Source organism: Novosphingobium sp. LASN5T (genome assembly GCF_003856955.1).
In the GTDB taxonomy this organism is placed as follows: domain Bacteria; phylum Pseudomonadota; class Alphaproteobacteria; order Sphingomonadales; family Sphingomonadaceae; genus Novosphingobium.
Map to the genome: position 1 here is coordinate 75,347 of NZ_RQSI01000011.1, position 15,175 is coordinate 90,521.

The following is a 15,175-nucleotide window of genomic DNA, read 5'->3' on the forward strand; positions in this document are numbered from 1 at the left end:
GCCGTATCCGCGGGGGATCGGCCGGCTTGCGCGCGAGCGTGGGCCGGGGGTGGAGCCTTTCGTCTTCGAGCGGGGTATTCGGCGTGGCGGGAGGGCCGTCAAATTACGTGGGACAGGGCTTTTCGCCGCGCGGCGAAAAGGGTCGCTTCGTCCTGCCCTCCGATTTCCGCGCCGATGTCCGCGACGCGTCTGACGGTCAGCGCATCCTCTGCATCGACAAGCATCACCGCCTGCCCTGCCTGGTCGGCTTCGGCCTTTCCCGCAGCGAACAGTTCGCCGCCGACATCGACCGCGAAGAGGACAAGGCGCTTCGCCTCGGCCTTGACTTCGATCGCGACATGCGTGCCGCGCAGCTCTACGGCTTCCACCGCGCCAGCTTCGACGATTCCGGCCGCTTCGTCCTGCCCGACCATCTCGCCGAACTCGGCCAGGTGGAGGACGGACTGTTCTTCCAGGGTGGCGGCACCCAGATCACCATCTGGAATCCCCGCATCCTGCTCGAAATGGGGCCAGGCTGGGAAGCGGCGCAGGCCGGTTGCCGCGCCAAGATGGCGGATCTGGCGAAGGGGAAGCGCAAGTGACCGCGCCGGTGTCTTCGTCCGAAACCGGTCCCGCAACCGGATTCGGCCCGCACGTTCCCGTCCTGCTCGATGAAGTGGTGGAAGCGCTCGCGCCGTCGCCGGGCGACGTGATCGTCGATGCCACGTTCGGCGCGGGCGGCTATACCCGCCGCCTGCTTGCCGCCGGTGCCACCGTCCACGCCTTCGATCGCGATCCCGACGCGATCGCCGCCGGGCGGCGCTGGCCCGAGGCGCAGGGCGATGCGCCGCGCCTGGTGCTGCATCCGCGCCGGTTCTCGGAATTGGCCGAAGGGCTGGCCGAAGCCGGCGTCACCGCCGTGCAGGGCGTGGTCTTCGACATCGGCGTCAGCTCGATGCAGCTCGATCAGGCCGCGCGCGGCTTCGCGTTCTCTTCGGACGGCCCGCTTGACATGCGCATGTCGCAGGACGGGCCGAGCGCGGCCGATTTCCTCAACGAGGCGGACGAGCAGGCGATCGCCGACGTGCTCTACCGCTATGGCGAGGAGCGCCAGTCGCGCCGCGTGGCGCGCGCGATCGTGGCGGCGCGTCCGCTGGAAACCACCGGCCAGCTTGCCGCCGTTGTGCGCAAGGCGCTGGGCCATCGCCCCGGCGCGCCCAAGGACCCGGCCACGCGCAGCTTTCAGGCGATCCGCATCCATGTGAACGGCGAACTCGACGAACTCATCGCCGGGCTGGCCGGAGCGGAACGGATGCTCGCGCAGGGCGGGCGGCTCGCCGTGGTCAGCTTCCACAGCCTGGAAGACCGCATCGTCAAGCAGTTCCTGCGCGAAGCGGCTGGCGCCATGCCCGCTGGATCGCGCCATCTGCCGCAGCTTGCCAGCACCGCGAAGCCGGTTTTCGAAAAGCCTTCGTCCGCCATCCGTCCCACCTCCGCCGAAGAGGCGCGCAACCCGCGTGCCCGCTCCGCCACCTTGCGCTGGGCGGTTCGCACCGCTGCGCCCGCGCGCGCCACATCCGGGAGCCTCGCCGCATGATCGTGACCGCCAACCGCCTGCGTTCGATCGGCTGGGTCGTCCTGCTCGCGCTGTGCGGGGCGGTGGTGCTGGCGCTGTCGTTCCGCGTCAACGCGCTGCGCAGCCAGGTGCATCGCGCGGAGCAGCGCATCGTCGCGCTCAAGCAGGAGAAGATGTACCTCGAAACCGAATTCGAAACGCGCGCCAACCAGCAGCAGCTCAAGTCGTGGAACGACATCGAATTCGGCTATGTGGCACCCACCGCCGGGCAGTATCTCGAGAACGAACGGCAGCTCGCCTCGCTCAGCAAGCCGGCCGATCCCGATGCGCCCGCGCCGATCCGCGTCGCCTCGGCCGATGACAGCGTGATCGCCTCGGCCGCGTTCCCCGCGATGGTCTCGCCGCTCACCGGCAAGTCGGCGCAGGCGGAAGAAGCGATCGCGCAGACCGACGCGCCGGCGGCGCATGTCGATCACGCCACGGCCACCGCCGCGCTGGGCGAACGGCTTGGCACGGTCGGCCGTCCGCGCGCTGCCGAAGGCGCAGCGCCCGCCGCGAAGAAGAAGGCGGCCAAGACCGCTAACGGCAAATCTGTGGACAAGGGAGGCTCCGCCAAGTCCTCCGCCTCGCGCTCGGCCAGCGCCGCTGGCAAGCCCCGGACGGGAACGCCGCACAAGGAGGGCAGGATCAGCCGGTGAACGCGCTAACCGCATCCGCCGCGATCGCATCGGGCCGGGTCCAGCTGGCCAATGTCCGTCAGAGCGCGCTGCTGACGGCCAAAAAACGCGCGCTCTTTATCCTGCTCGCTTTCGTGTTCCTGACGGCCACGGCGCTCATGCGCGTCGTCCAGATCGGGTTGTTCGAAGGCAGCCCCGACCGGCGCTCGATGGCCGATGCGCTGGTGCCCGAACGCGGCGAGATCACCGACCGCAACGGCGTTGCGCTGGCGCGGGCGTTCCCGTCCTATTCGCTGTGGTACAACCCCAAGGCGTTCGGCGAAAAGGGCGGCAGCCCGCTGGTCAAGACGCCCGAAGAAGTGGCGCGCGCGCTGGTCCAGATCTTTCCCGATGCGGACTATGACGATCTCGTCCGCCGCCTGAAGTCCGACAAGCCCAGCTACCTGCGCAAGCGTGTCCTGCCCGAAGAGGCCAACCACGTCTTCGCGCTGGGCGAACCCGCGCTGGAATTCCCGCGCGAGAACCAGCGGTACTATCCGCAGGGCTCGCTCGCGGCGAACGTACTGGGCTTCGTCGATCTGGCGGGCAAGGGCCATGTCGGCATGGAGCAGGTGCTGGAACCGCGCCTGCTCGATCCGGCGCAGCGCGCGAATCCCGTGGCGCTGTCGATCGATGCGCGCGCGCAGGGGGCGCTGGAAGACGAACTCGGCCGGGGTATGCTGGAAAGCAACGCCAAGGGCGCGGCCGGCATCATCCTCGATGTCGATACCGGCGAAGTGATCGCGCTCGCATCGCTGCCCTCGTTCAATCCCAACCGCAGCGATCGCGTGTTCAACGGCCTGGTGTTCAACCGCGTGTCGAACCAGGTCTATGAACTCGGCTCCACGTTCAAGCCGATTACGGTTGCCGCCGCGATCGACGCCGGGGTCATCACCGATCTGTCGGTGCGCTATCCCACCGGGCCGCTCAATATCGGCGGCTTTACCATTCACGATAGCCACAACTTCGGCCCGTCGCTGAACGTGCCCGAAGCACTGGTTCATTCGTCCAATATCGTCACCGCGCAGATCGCCGACAAGCTCGGCGGACCAGCCCTTCGTCGCACAATGATGCAGCTCGGCATGAACGAGCGGCCTACGATAGAACTGCCTGCGCGGGGCTTCCCTCTCTGGCCCCGGGGAACCGATGCCAAGGGGGACTGGGCGCGGATCACTACGATGACCGTCAGCTACGGCCACGGCATCGCGGTGACCCCGCTCCATCTCGCCAGCGCCTATGCCGCGCTCGTCAACGGCGGCATCTGGCGCCCGGCCACGCTCTACAAGGTCGATCCGGCGCGCGTGCCGCCGGGCCGCCGCGTGTTCAAGGCGTCCACCAGCGCGCGCATCCGGCAACTGCTGCGCATGATCGTGGTGGATGGCACGGGCCGCAAGGCCGACGCTTCGGGCTTCCGCGTCGGCGGCAAGACCGGGTCGGCCGAAAAGCCGGGCGCGGGCGGCTATCGACGGACCTCGCTGGTCGCCACCTTCGCGGCGGCGTTCCCGATGGACAAGCCGCGCTATGTCGTGATCGCCATGCTCGATGAACCGCAGGGCACTGTGGCCACGTCCGGGCAGCGCACGGCGGCGTGGAATGCCGCGCCGATCGTCGGCCGGGTCGTGCCGCGCATCGGGCCGCTGCTGGGCGTCGTGCCCGATGCCAGCCGCGATGTCGATATTACCGACCTGTCGCCGCTGGTCGCCAACGGAGACGGGGAATGAAGCTGGGCATCATCGCGCACGAAGCGGGTTTCGCGCTGCCTGATGGCGTGGACGGCGGCGCGGACGGCGATGTGACCGGCTTCGCCATCGATCACCGCAAGGTCGCGCCCGGCACCGTGTTCGGCGCGTTTGTGGGCGCGCGTTTCAATGGCGAGGATTTCATCGCCGATGCCGTGGCGGCGGGCGCCGTCGCCGTCGTCGCCCGGCCCGAAGCGGTCGTGCGGGGCGCGGTCCATATCGCCGACGCGCAGCCGCGCCGCGCCTTTGCCCGGCTCGCTGCGCGCTTCTTCACGCCCGTTCCCGAAACCGTGGTCGCCGTCACCGGCACCAACGGCAAGACCTCCACGGTCGAGATGACGCGGCAGCTCTGGCGCATGGCCGGCTATTCCGCCGCCTCGATCGGCACGCTGGGCGTGACCACGGCGGACGAATCCGTTTCCACCGGCCTCACCACGCCCGATATCGTCACGTTCCTTTCGAACATGACCGGCCTGGCGCGTGAGGGCGTGACGCATGTCGCCTACGAAGCGTCGAGCCACGGCCTGTCGCAGTACCGCAACGAGGGCCTGCGCGTCGTGGCCGGGGCGTTCACCAACCTTAGCCGCGACCATCTCGATTACCACGCGACGATGGATGATTACTTCGCTGCCAAGATGCGTCTGTTCGATGATGTCGTGGCCGATGACGGGACGGCGGTGATCTGGGCGGACGACGATGCCTGGTCCGGCAAGGCCGTGGCCCATGCGGCGGCGCGCGGGCTCAACCTGCTGACGGTCGGCGCGAAGGGCGATGGCATCCGCCTGCTGTCGCGCACGCCCACCCAACTCGGGCAGACGCTGGAGATCGAATACGGCGCCGAAGGCCAGCGCAAGACGCGCAAGGTCAACCTGCCGCTGATCGGCGCCTATCAGGCCGCCAACGCGCTGGTCGCGGCCGGGCTGGTGCTGGCCACTGGTGGCGATGCGGACCGCACGTTCGAGGCGCTCGGCCGGCTCCAGCCGGTGCGCGGGCGGCTGGAACGCGCCGCGATCAGCCGCGCCGGCGCGCCGGTCTATGTCGATTACGCGCACACCCCCGATGCGATCGAGGCCGCCATCGCCGCGCTTCGTCCGCACGTGAAGGGCCGCCTCATCACCGTGTTCGGTGCGGGCGGGGATCGCGATGGTGGCAAGCGCCCGGAAATGGGCCGTGCCGCCTGCGCCGGCTCCGATCTCGTCATCGTCACCGATGACAATCCGCGCGGCGAAGACCCGGCGGACATCCGCAAGGCCGTGCTCGCCGGCTGCACCGCCGGTGCGCGCGAGATCGGTGATCGCCGTGCGGCCATCGCCGCCGCCATTGCCGAGGCGACGGGGGATGACATCGTGCTGGTCGCCGGCAAGGGCCACGAACAGGGGCAGATCGTGGGCCGGGGCGACGCCACCCGCATCCTGCCGTTCGACGATGTGCAGGTGGCGCGCGAATGCGCCGGACCGGCCGGAGGGACCTGAACCATGAACGCCCACCCCGCCATGCTGAGCTGGCCGGTCGAAGCCGGTGACGATCTTGGCCTCGCCCTGTGGACCGCGCGCGACATCGCCGCCGTCACCGGGGGCACCGCATCGGGCGATTTCAGCGTCTCCGGCATCGAGATCGACAGCCGTGCCGTGGCCGAAGGCGATCTGTTCTTCGCTCTGAAGGGCGAAGCCGCCGACGGGCACCGCTTTCTGGAAGGCGCGTTCGGGCGCGGCGCGCAGGCCGCCGTGGTCGATCGCGATGTGCCGTGGCCGCACGTCCGCGTCGCCGATACCTTCCACGCGCTCGAGGACCTGGGCCGCGCCGCGCGTGCGAGAGTCGATGCCGGGATCATTGGCGTGACCGGCTCTGCGGGCAAGACCGGGGTCAAGGAAGCGCTTTACGCCGCGCTCGATCGCGGCAGCCGGGGCCGGGCGCACCGTTCGGTCAAGAGCTACAACAACCATGTCGGTGTGCCGCTCAGCCTGGCGCGGATGCCGGCGCGCACGCGCTTCGGCGTGTTCGAGATGGGCATGAACCATGCGGGCGAGCTGTCCGCGCTGACCCGGCTGGTCCGCCCCCATGTCGCCATCGTCACCACCATCGCCCCGGCGCACATCGGCCATTTCTCCGGCGAGGAGGCGATCGCCGACGCCAAGGGCGAGATTTTCGAAGGGCTGGAGCCGGGCGGCACCGCGATCGTCCCGGCCGATAGCCCGCACTACGCCCGGTTGCGCGCCAAGGCGGAGCGCCACGCCGCGCGTGTGCTCGGCTTCGGTGTTTCGCGCGAGGCGCAGGTCCGGCTGATCGATGCAGTTCCTGCCCCGGGTGGCGGCACGCTCGTCACCGTCGATCTCGGCATGCGCAAGCTGTGCTACACCATCGCCATGCCGGGCGCGCACTGGGTCGCCAATTCGCTGGCGGTGATGGCGGCTGTCGAGGCGGTCGGCGGCGATCTTGGCGCGGCCGGGCTGGCGCTCGCGGAGATGGAAGGGCTGGCCGGGCGCGGCGCGCGCCATCGCATTCCCGCGCCGCGCGGCGATGGATCGGGCGAGGCGCTGCTGATCGACGAAAGCTACAACGCCAACCCCGCCTCGATGCGCGCCACGATCCTGCAACTGGGGGCCACGCCCGCGCGCCGGCGGATCGCCGTGCTGGGGGCGATGAAGGAACTGGGCGCCGACGAGGCGCGCTATCACCGCGAACTGGCCGTGCCGCTGATCGAGGCGGGTGTCGATCGGGTGATTCTGGTCGGTGCCGAAATGGCGCCATTGGCCGAGGCGCTGGGGAAAAGCGCCGCCGCGCCGCTTGCCCGGCGAATCGAGATGGCTCATGTGGAAACGACGGCGGAAGCGGCTGAACGCCTTGCTTCCGAAGGGGTCGAGGGTGGCGACGCCATGCTCGTGAAGGGTTCGAATTCGGTCGGATTGGGAGTGCTTGTCCGCGCGCTCACGGCCAGGGAAAACTGAATGCTCTATCTGCTGGCGCACTGGCTTCACTATGAAGGCCTGACCAATCTTTTCCGCTACCAGAGCTTCCGCGCCGGCGCCTCGCTGCTGACCGCGCTGTTCGTGGGCCTGCTGATCGGCCCGCGCTTCATCAACATGCTGCGCGTGAGGCAGGGCAAGGGCCAGCCTATCCGCGAGGACGGGCCGCAAAGCCACCTCGCCAAGCGCGGCACGCCCACCATGGGCGGGCTGATGATCGTCATCGCGCTCACGCTGGGCCTGCTGCTGTGGATGGACGTGACCAGCCGCTATGTCTGGGCCTGCCTGGTCGTCACGCTCGGCTTCGGCCTGATCGGCTTCCTCGACGATTACGACAAGGTCACCAAGTACGCGCACAAGGGCGTGCCGGCCAAGGTTCGGCTGCTTGGCGAATTCGTCGTCGCGGGCGTTGCCGCCTGGCTGGTGGTGGGGGAAACCAACCTCTACGTGCCGGTGTTCAGCAACCTCTATATCCCGCTGGGGCCGTTCTACTACGTCTTTGCTGCCTTCGTCATCGTCGGAGCGGGCAATGCCGTGAACCTGACCGACGGGCTGGACGGGTTGGCGACGATGCCGGTGGTGATTGCGGCGGGCACGTTCGCGATCATCGCCTACCTCGCCGGCCGCGTGGACTATGCGCATTACCTGGGCATTCCGCACGTTCCCGGCGCGGGCGAACTGGCGATCTACTGCGCGGCGGTGATGGGCGCGTGCCTTGCCTTCCTGTGGTTCAACGCCCCGCCTGCCGCGGTGTTCATGGGCGATACCGGCAGCCTTGCGCTGGGCGGCACGCTGGGCGTGATCGCGGTATCTGCCCATCACGAGATCGTGCTGGCGATCGTCGGTGGCCTGTTCGTGATGGAGGCCGTTTCGGTCATCATCCAGGTCTCGGTCTATAAGCGCACCGGCAAGCGCGTGTTCCGCATGGCGCCGATCCACCACCATTTCGAGCAGCTCGGCTGGAAGGAATCGACCGTCGTGATCCGCTTCTGGATCGTCTCGATCGTGCTGGCGCTGCTCGGCCTCGCCACGCTGAAGGTGCGATGATCCGGGCATGATCGTCTCCTCCGCCTTTGCCGGCAAGCGCTATGCGGTCCTCGGCCTCGCCCGGTCGGGGCTGACCAGCGTGGAAACGCTGCTGGCCAGCGGTGCGCAGGTGACGGCGTGGGACAACCGCGAGGAAGCCCGCGCCACGCTGGAAGGCCGGGCCACGATCGCCGATCCGCTGACGATCGACCTTGCCGGGTTCGATGGCGTGGTCGTCTCGCCCGGCGTGCCGCTCAACCGCCACCCCATCGCGGACTATGCCCGCGCCGCCGGGGTGCCCGTGATCGGCGATATCGAACTGTTCGCGCAGGCACGCGGCGATCTGCCCGCGCACCGTGTCGTCGCCATCACCGGCACCAACGGCAAGTCCACCACCACCGCGCTGGTGCATCACTTGTGCAAGAGCGCGGCGCTGCCGGTGCGCATGGGCGGCAACATCGGCCTGCCCGTGCTGGGGCAGGAGCCGCTGCCGGCCGGGGGCGTCTATGTGCTCGAACTGTCGAGCTACCAGATCGACCTGACCTATGGCCTGGCGGCGGACGTCGCCGCGCTGATCAATCTCAGCCCCGATCACCTGGACCGCTACGATGGCTTCGCCGGCTACGCCGCGTCCAAGGCGCGGCTGTTCGCCATGCAGCGCGCCGACCAGCACGCGGTGTTCGGCTGCGGCGATCCGCACACCCTGCGCATCGCCGAAGACGTAGCGGCTGGCCGAAGCGCGGGCTTCGTTCACGTCGTCGATCCGGCGGCGCTGGCGGGGCAGGCGGACTGGCCCTCGCTGCAAGGCCCGCACAACCTGCAAAACGCGGCCATCGCCGTGGAAATCGCGCGCCTGCTTGGCCTGAACGAAAGCCAGTGGCGCCCGGCGCTGCAATCGTTCAAGGGCTTGCCGCACCGCATGGAACGCGTGGCCGAGGCGCGCGGCGTGCTGTTCATTAACGACAGCAAGGCGACCAACCCTGCCTCTACCGCGCCCGCGCTGGCCGCGTTCCCGCGCATCCACTGGATCGTCGGCGGGCTGCCCAAGGGCGACGATCTCGACGAATGCGCGCCGTTCTTCGATCACGTCGTCGCGGCCTATACCATCGGCGAGGCGGGGCCGCGCTTCGCCGAGATCCTCGAACCGGTGATGCACGTCAGCCGCAGCGAGATGCTGTGCGATGCGGTCAGCCAGGCGATCGCCGCCGCGCGGCCGGGCGATGTCGTCATGCTCTCGCCGGCCTGCGCCAGCTTCGACCAGTTCCGCGATTTCGAAGCGCGTGGCGATGCCTTCCGCCAGATCGTGGAAGCGTTGACCGGCGGGCCGGGGGAAGGGTGAACGGCCGGCGATGAACACCACTCCCACACGCCTCGTCACCACCACCACGCGCGAAGGCGGGGTCCGCCTCGTCGGTGCGGCGCATCGTTTCCGCCGTACCCGGCGCAGCGAACTGCTGATCTGGTGGCGCGAGATCGACCGGGTGCTGCTCGGCCTGATCCTCACCCTGCTCACCGTCGGCGCGGTGGCCGTGGCCGCCGCGTCGCCGGCCAGCGCGCACCGCCTGTCCACCGCGCAGAAGTCGCTGGGCGACCTCTATTTCTTCTGGATCCACCTGCGTTGGCTGGCGGTGGGGCTGACCGTGATGTTCATCGCCTCGCTGCTGCCCCGCGAATCGGCGCGGCGGTTGGCGATCATGCTGTGCGGGGCGATGGTGCTGGCGCTCGTGCTGGTTCCACTGGTCGGCGGCGAGGTGAAGGGCGCCAGGCGCTGGCTTTGGATCGGCTTCAGCCTCCAGCCTTCGGAATTCCTGAAACCGGCTTTCGCGATCACTGTCGCATGGATTCTCTCGTGGCGCGTGCGCGATCCCAACCTGCCGGTCATCACCATCTCGCTGGCCCTGCTCTGCACCATTGGCGGGCTGCTCATGCTCCAGCCCGATTTCGGCTCGACCGTGCTGTTCTGCGGGGTGTGGTTCGTGCTGGTGCTGCTCTCGGGCCTGCCGATCGCGCGGTTGCTGTGGGTTGCTGGCGGGGCCGTCATGCTGGTGATCGCCGCCTACCTGTTCTACCCCAACGCCACCCACCGCATCGACAATTTCCTCAACGGCGGCAGCGAGTTCGACCAGGTTGACCTTGCCATGCGCACGCTCGTTGCCGGCGGGTGGAGCGGGGCCGGGCTGTGGCTGGGCGCGCGCAAGAACGCGCTGCCCGAGGCGCATACCGACTATATCTTTTCGGTGATAGGCGAGGAATTCGGCCTGATCGCCTGCGCGGTGATCGTGATGCTCTACTGCGCGGTTGCCGTGCGCGTGCTGATGCGGCTGGTGGAAGAGGAAGACCTGTTCACCGTGCTGGCCGCCGCCGGGCTGACCGCGCAGCTTGTCGGGCAGGCGTTCATCAACATCCTCGTCAACCTGCAACTGTTCCCGTCCAAGGGCATGACGCTGCCGCTCATCAGCTATGGCGGTTCGTCCACCATCGCCCTGTTGCTCGGGGTCGGCTTCCTGCTCGCCATTACCCGCCGGAATCCCTATCTGACGCGCGAGTCATTCACGATCGGGGAGTTCCCGCGAAAATGAGCGCGGTATCACGGCATTATGTCCTCGCCGCTGGCGGTACGGGCGGGCACTTGCTGCCCGCCTTTGCGCTTGCTGTGGAGCTGGAACGGCGCGGCCATCACGTCGCGCTCGTCACGGACGATCGCGGTGCGAAGATACCGGGCAAGCCCGCGTTCATGCCCGCGCATGTCCTGCCGGCGGGCCGGCTGGGCAAGAACCCGCTTACGCTGCTGAAGGGCTTGCGCGCGATCTGGGCCGGCCGCGCCATGGCGCTCCGCCTGTTCGAAAGCTTCGAACCGTCCTGCGTGATCGGTTTCGGCGGCTATCCCGCGTTCCCGGCGCTGATCGCCGCGCAGTCCGCCGGTATTCCCACGGTGATCCACGAACAGAACGCGGTGCTGGGACGCGTCAACCGGCTGCTGGCGAAGCGCGTCAACGCCATCGCCACGTCCTATCACGAGGTCGACCGGCTCGATCCCAAGCTGTGGGGCAAGGTCCATCTCGTCGGCAATCCGGTCCGGCCCGAAGTGCTGGCGCTGCGTAGCGAGCCGTTCCCCGAATTTACCGAGGAAGGCCTGTTCCGCGTGCTTGTCACCGGCGGCAGCCAGGGCGCTTCGGTGCTGTCCGAAGTCGTGCCCGATGGCCTCGCCATGCTGCCGCCCGCCCTGCGCCATCGCCTGCAGGTCACGCAACAGTGCCGCGCGGAAGACCTGGAGGCCGTCCGCGCCCGCTATGCGGCGCACCAGATCCCGGCCGAACTCGGCACCTATTTCGAGGACATGGCCGGCCGCCTGGCCGAAGCGCACCTGTTCATTGGCCGCGCCGGCGCCTCGACCATCGCCGAACTCACCGCCGTGGGCCGTCCCGCCATTCTGGTGCCGCTGCCGATCGCCACCGACGATCACCAGGCCGCCAACACGCGCGAGATCGTTGCCGCTGGCGGCGCGCGCGCGATCCGGCAGACCGGCTTCACGCCCAAGGAACTGGCCAAGCAGATTCAGACCATGGCGCTTCATCCCCAATCCCTCGCCAACGCCGCGCATGCCGCCTGGAACTGCGGCCTGCCCAACGCCGTCACCGATCTGGCGGATCTGGTCGAAAGCTTCGGTGCGGCGCCGCTTCAGGACGTGATCCGGATGGAAGGCGGCAAGACAGCTACTTCGGAAAAGGTCGCGCTGGGCGCAAGCGTGCCGCGCAACACCGGAGTCCGCGCATGAAGGGTGTCGGCACAGATATCGGCACGATCCATTTCGTCGGCATCGGCGGCATCGGCATGTCCGGCATTGCCGAAGTCATGCACAACATGGGCTATTCGGTGCAGGGTTCGGACATCGCCGAAAGCTATGTCGTCGAAGGCCTGCGCAAGCGCGGCATCGCGGTGATGATCGGCCACAAGGCGGAGAACGTCGAAGGCGCGGCCGTGGTCGTTACTTCCACCGCCGTCCGGCGCGAAAATCCCGAAGTCGTCGCCGCCCTCGAAGCGCGCGTGCCGGTGGTGCGCCGTGCGGAAATGCTGGCTGAGCTGATGCGGCTCAAGAACACCGTGGCCGTGGCCGGCACCCACGGCAAGACCACCACTACCTCGATGGTCGCGGCGCTGCTCGATGCGGGCGGGGTCGATCCCACGGTCATCAACGGCGGCATCATCAATTCCTACGGCTCGAACGCCCGCCTTGGCGCGTCGGACTGGATGGTGGTGGAAGCCGACGAAAGCGATGGTTCGTTCCTGCGGCTCGATGGCACGCTGGCGATCGTCACCAACATCGATCCCGAACACCTCGATCACTACGGCAGCTTCGACCGGGTGAAATCGGCCTTCGTCGAGTTCATCGAGAACGTGCCGTTCTACGGCGCGGCGATGCTGTGCATCGATCATCCGGAAGTGCAGGCGATCATCCCCAAGGTGCGCGACCGCCGCGTCATCACCTATGGCTTTTCCGCGCAGGCCGACGTGCGCGGCGAGGGCGTAACGCCGATCCCCGGCGGCAACCGTTTCACCGCCGTACTGCGCCAGCGCGACGGCTCGTTCCGCCGGATCGAGGGCATCGAATTGCCCATGCCCGGCCGCCACAACGTGCAGAACGCGCTCGCCGCCGTCGCCGTCGCCGTGGAAATGGGCGTGTCGGATGACCTCATCCGCGCCGGCTTCGGCAAGTTCGGCGGGGTCAAGCGCCGCTTTACCAAGGTGGGCGAGATCGCGGTGGACGGTGGTTCGGCCGTGGTCATCGACGATTACGGCCATCACCCGGTCGAAATCCGCGCTGTGCTCGCCGCCGCGCGCGAAGGCGTGCAGAACCGCGTCATCGCCGTGGTCCAGCCGCACCGCTTCACCCGCCTGCGCGATCACATGGAAGACTTCCAGGGCGCATTCAACGATGCCGACGTGGTCTATGTCGCGCCGGTCTATCCCGCCGGCGAAGCGCCGATCGAGGACGTGGACGCAGCCGCGCTGGTCGAAGGCGTCAAGGCGCGGGGGCACCGTTCGGCGCACCTGATCGCCGGGGCGGATGCGCTGGCGCAGGAACTCGCGCCGCTCGTCCAGCCGGGTGACATGATCGTCTGCCTGGGCGCGGGCGACATCACCAAGTGGGCCGCCGGCCTTGCCGATGCCGTCAGGGCGCAGGGGGTGGCGGCGTGACCAGTTCCACACCATCCGTTCGTGTCGAGCGAAGTCGAGACACGGGCAGCGCGGCGCAAGGTGTCTCGACTTCGCTCGACACGAACGGGGTTCGGGGAAAGCTCACTCAAAACGCCCCGCTCGCCCCGCTGGTCTGGTTCAAGTCCGGCGGCGCGGCGCAGTGGCTGTTCGAACCGAAGGACGCGGATGACCTCTGCGCGTTCCTGCGCGATCTCGATCCCGCCGTGCCGGTCATGGCGCTGGGGCTGGGGTCCAACCTGATCGTGCGCGATGGTGGCGTTCCGGGCGTGGTGGTGCGGCTGGGCAAGGCGTTCGCGAAAGTGGCGCGGGTGGATGGCGTCACGCTCGATTGCGGCGGCGGCGCATCGGGCATTCTCGTGTCCTCCACCGCGCGCGATGCCGGCATCGCGGGGCTGGAATTCCTGCGCTCGATCCCCGGCACCGTCGGCGGCTTCTGCCGGATGAACGGCGGTGCTTACGGCTCCGAGGTCAAGGACGTGATGGTCGATTGCGACGTGGTCCTGCGCTCGGGCGAACGGGTCACGCTGCCGGTCGCGGACCTGGGCTATACCTATCGCCATTCCGAACTGCCCGAAGGCGCGATCGTGATCGGCGCGCGGTTCCGGGGCCGGCCGGGCGACGCGCAAGCGATCCAGGCCGAGATGGACCGCATTTCCGCCGCGCGCGAAGCCAGCCAGCCGCTGCGCAGCAAGACCGGCGGCAGCACGTTCAAAAACCCCGATGGGGCAAAGGCGTGGGAACTGGTTGACCGTGCCGGCTGCCGGGGTCTCACCGTGGGCGGGGCGCAGGTCAGCGAAAAGCACACCAACTTCCTCATCAACACCGGCACCGCCTCCAGCGCCGACATCGAGGCGCTGGGTGAAGAAGTGCGACGCCGGGTGAAGGAACAGTCGGGCGTGGAGTTGCAATGGGAAATCCAGCGGGTGGGCAAGCCGTGACCGGTTTGTATCTCGACACGAACGGAGACTGTTGAAGTGTCATTGCCCAAACTCCACGTCGCGGTCCTGATGGGCGGCTGGTCGAACGAGCGGCCGGTTTCGCTGATGTCCGGCGAAGGCGTCGCCAGGGCGCTGGAAGAGCGCGGCCACACGGTCACGCGGATCGACATGGACCGCGCGGTGGCGCTGCGTCTGGCCGAAGCGAAGCCGGATGTGGTGTTCAACGCGCTGCATGGCGTGCCGGGGGAAGACGGCGCGGTACAGGGGATGCTCGATCTGATGGGCCTTCCCTATACCCATTCGGGCATGGTCACTTCGGTCATCGCGATCGACAAGGAACTGACCAAGCAGGCGCTGGTGCCGCACGGCATCGCCATGCCGCAGGGCACGATGGTCCGCACTCCCGATCTCCACCGCGCCGATCCGCTACCGCGCCCCTATGTCCTCAAGCCCGTCAACGAAGGATCGTCGGTCGGCGTCGCCATCGTCACCGCCGAGGGGAACTATGGCAACCCGATCAGCGCGGAGGCCAAGGGGCCGTGGCAGGAGTTCGACGAACTCCTGGCCGAACCCTATATCCGCGGCCGGGAGCTGACCACGGCGGTCATCGCCGGCGCCGATGGCCCGTGGGCGCTGGGCGTCACCGAGCTGCGGCCCAAGTCGGGCTTCTACGATTTCGACGCCAAATACACCGAAGGGATGACGGACCACATCTGTCCGGCCGAGATTCCGGCCGAGATCACCGAGGCTTGCAAGAACATGGCGCTGCGCGCGCACGTGCTGCTCGGCTGCAAGGGCACCAGCCGGTCCGATTTCCGCTGGGACGATGAACAGCCTCGCCTGTCGGGTCTGTTCTTGCTGGAAGTGAACACCCAGCCGGGGATGACCCCGCTCAGCCTCGTGCCCGAACAGGCGCGGCACGTGGGCATGAGCTATGCCGATCTGGTCGAGGCGATCGTGGCCGACGCGCTGGGCCTGACCGCCACGCAGGGCCTTGTTGCCGCGCAGGGGAAGGGCTGAA

General features: G+C 68.4%; 13 protein-coding genes. All 13 read left to right on the forward strand.

The features are described from left to right. The first annotated feature begins 107 nt into the window (after window positions 1-107). From EH199_RS09505 to EH199_RS09565, 13 genes are read left to right on the forward strand one after another with little or no spacing between them, the layout of a single operon-like run. Entirely contained in the window at window positions 108-581 is a 474-nt protein-coding gene (locus EH199_RS09505) for a division/cell wall cluster transcriptional repressor MraZ (RefSeq protein WP_223806585.1), read from the forward strand. After that, on the forward strand, window positions 578-1,576 hold the full coding sequence (gene rsmH, locus EH199_RS09510; protein WP_223806586.1) for a 16S rRNA (cytosine(1402)-N(4))-methyltransferase RsmH: 999 nt from the start codon (window positions 578-580) through the stop codon (window positions 1,574-1,576). The genes EH199_RS09505 and rsmH overlap by 4 nt, the downstream gene beginning before the upstream one ends. After that, the gene (locus tag EH199_RS09515) at window positions 1,573-2,253 is read left to right on the forward strand and encodes a hypothetical protein (protein WP_124809015.1); all 681 of its coding nucleotides are present in this window, start codon (window positions 1,573-1,575) and stop codon (window positions 2,251-2,253) included. Before rsmH ends, EH199_RS09515 begins: the two co-directional genes overlap by 4 nt. Further along, the gene (locus EH199_RS09520; protein ID WP_124809016.1) at window positions 2,250-3,992 is read left to right on the forward strand and encodes a penicillin-binding protein 2; all 1,743 of its coding nucleotides are present in this window, start codon (window positions 2,250-2,252) and stop codon (window positions 3,990-3,992) included. The genes EH199_RS09515 and EH199_RS09520 overlap by 4 nt, the downstream gene beginning before the upstream one ends. Further along, window positions 3,989-5,482, forward strand: coding sequence for a UDP-N-acetylmuramoyl-L-alanyl-D-glutamate--2,6-diaminopimelate ligase (locus EH199_RS09525; RefSeq protein ID WP_124809017.1), 1,494 nt, complete (start codon window positions 3,989-3,991; stop codon window positions 5,480-5,482). Before EH199_RS09520 ends, EH199_RS09525 begins: the two co-directional genes overlap by 4 nt. A gap of 3 nt (window positions 5,483-5,485) precedes the next feature. Next, on the forward strand, window positions 5,486-6,955 hold the full coding sequence (gene murF, locus EH199_RS09530) for a UDP-N-acetylmuramoyl-tripeptide--D-alanyl-D-alanine ligase (protein ID WP_124809018.1): 1,470 nt from the start codon (window positions 5,486-5,488) through the stop codon (window positions 6,953-6,955). Further along, window positions 6,956-8,020, forward strand: a complete 1,065-nt coding sequence (gene mraY, locus EH199_RS09535) for a phospho-N-acetylmuramoyl-pentapeptide-transferase (protein ID WP_124809019.1) — start codon at window positions 6,956-6,958, stop codon at window positions 8,018-8,020. A 7-nt stretch (window positions 8,021-8,027) separates the two neighbouring features. Next, window positions 8,028-9,338, forward strand: coding sequence for a UDP-N-acetylmuramoyl-L-alanine--D-glutamate ligase (gene murD / locus EH199_RS09540; RefSeq protein WP_124809020.1), 1,311 nt, complete (start codon window positions 8,028-8,030; stop codon window positions 9,336-9,338). A 10-nt stretch (window positions 9,339-9,348) separates the two neighbouring features. Then, entirely contained in the window at window positions 9,349-10,578 is a 1,230-nt protein-coding gene (locus EH199_RS09545) for an FtsW/RodA/SpoVE family cell cycle protein (protein ID WP_124809021.1), read from the forward strand. Next, complete coding sequence (murG, locus tag EH199_RS09550) at window positions 10,575-11,774, forward strand: undecaprenyldiphospho-muramoylpentapeptide beta-N-acetylglucosaminyltransferase (RefSeq protein ID WP_124809022.1); 1,200 nt, start codon at window positions 10,575-10,577, stop codon at window positions 11,772-11,774. The genes EH199_RS09545 and murG overlap by 4 nt, the downstream gene beginning before the upstream one ends. Beyond that, complete coding sequence (gene murC / locus EH199_RS09555; RefSeq protein ID WP_124809023.1) at window positions 11,771-13,195, forward strand: UDP-N-acetylmuramate--L-alanine ligase; 1,425 nt, start codon at window positions 11,771-11,773, stop codon at window positions 13,193-13,195. Before murG ends, murC begins: the two co-directional genes overlap by 4 nt. Further along, on the forward strand, window positions 13,192-14,154 hold the full coding sequence (gene murB, locus EH199_RS09560; protein ID WP_124809024.1) for a UDP-N-acetylmuramate dehydrogenase: 963 nt from the start codon (window positions 13,192-13,194) through the stop codon (window positions 14,152-14,154). Before murC ends, murB begins: the two co-directional genes overlap by 4 nt. A gap of 36 nt (window positions 14,155-14,190) precedes the next feature. Then, window positions 14,191-15,174, forward strand: coding sequence for a D-alanine--D-alanine ligase (locus EH199_RS09565; RefSeq protein ID WP_124809025.1), 984 nt, complete (start codon window positions 14,191-14,193; stop codon window positions 15,172-15,174). The last annotated feature ends 1 nt before the right edge of the window (window position 15,175 follow it).